The sequence below is a fragment of the Streptococcus sp. C300 genome (assembly GCF_000187645.1).
In the GTDB taxonomy this organism is placed as follows: domain Bacteria; phylum Bacillota; class Bacilli; order Lactobacillales; family Streptococcaceae; genus Streptococcus; species Streptococcus oralis_CQ.
Genome location: NZ_GL732469.1, coordinates 180,837 through 182,405 on the forward strand (window position 1 = coordinate 180,837; position 1,569 = coordinate 182,405).

At 38.5% G+C, this 1,569-nt stretch carries 1 pseudogene; it reads left to right on the top strand.

The features are described from left to right. Positions 1 to 1,569, top strand: a pseudogene (locus HMPREF0849_RS08595) (GbpC/Spa domain-containing protein); the annotation flags it as partial.

Below are 1,569 nucleotides of genomic sequence, written 5' to 3' on the forward strand. Positions count from 1 at the left end.
CCTAATGAAAAGGCTGTTGAAGAAAATACAAGCTAAAAACAATAGACTATCCAAGCTGAAAATGAAGCTATTAAGCAGCGTAACGCCACTGCAAAATCGACTTATGATGCAGCGGTGAAGAAATATGAAGCAGATTTGGCGGCAGTTAAGCAAGCAAATGCTACCAACGAAGCAGACTACCAAGCTAAGCTAGCGGCTTATCAGACAGAACTAGCTCGCGTTCAAAAAGCAAATGCCGATGCAAAAGCAGCCTATGAAAAGGCTGTTGAAGATAATAAGGTAAAAAATGCTGCGCTTCAAGCTGAAAATGAAGCGATTAAACAACGTAATGAAACTGCAAAAGCAACTTATGAAGTGGCGATGAAGCAGTATGAAGCAGATCTTGCCAAATATAAGAAAGAGTTCGCAGCTTATACTGCAGCACTCGCAGAAGCGGAGAGTAAAAAGAAACAAGATGGTTATCTTTCAGAACCAAGATCACAATCGTTGAACTTTAAATCAGAACCAAATGCAATACGAACAATTGATTCATCTGTACATCAATATGGGCAGCAGGAATTGGATGCTTTGGTAAAATCATGGGGGATTTCGCCAACAAATCCTGATAGGAAAAAATCTACAGCATATTCATATTTCAATGCAATCAATTCGAATAACACTTATGCAAAGCTTGTATTAGAAAAGGATAAACCAGTCGATGTTACCTATACTGGTCTAAAAAATTCAAGTTTTAATGGTAAGAAAATTTCAAAAGTAGTTTACACTTACACATTAAAAGAAACAGGTTTTAACGATGGAACCAAAATGACTATGTTTGCCTCGAGTGATCCAACTGTGACAGCATGGTATAATGATTATTTTACTTCTACAAACATTAATGTAAAAGTCAAGTTTTATGATGAAGAAGGTCAACTTATGAATCTCACAGGAGGATTAGTTAATTTTTCATCTCTAAATAGAGGTAACGGTAGTGGAGCAATTGATAAAGATGCAATTGAAAGTGTTAGAAACTTTAACGGTCGATATATTCCAATTTCTGGTTCATCTATCAAGATTCATGAAAATAACTCTGCTTATGCAGATTCATCAAATGCAGAAAAATCGCTAGGCGCTCGTTGGAATACATCGGAATGGGATACAACCTCTAGTCCAAATAATTGGTACGGAGCTATTGTCGGTGAAATAACTCAATCGGAGATTAGCTTTAATATGGCTTCTTCTAAAAGTGGAAATATTTGGTTTGCTTTCAATTCAAACATTAATGCAATTGGGGTTCCGACGAAACCTGTTGCACCAACAGCTCCAACTCAACCAATGTATGAGACAGAGAAACCACTGGAACCAGCTCCAGTAGTACCAACATATGAAAATGAGCCAACACCACCAGTAAAAACTCCAGATCAACCGGAGCCGTCAAAACCGGAAGAGCCAACATATGAGACAGAGAAGCCATTGGAGCCAGCACCAGTAGCACCAACATATGAAAATGAGCCAACTCCACCAGTTAAGACTCCAGATCAACCGGAGCCATCAAAACCGGAAGAGCCAACATATGAAACAGAGAAGCCA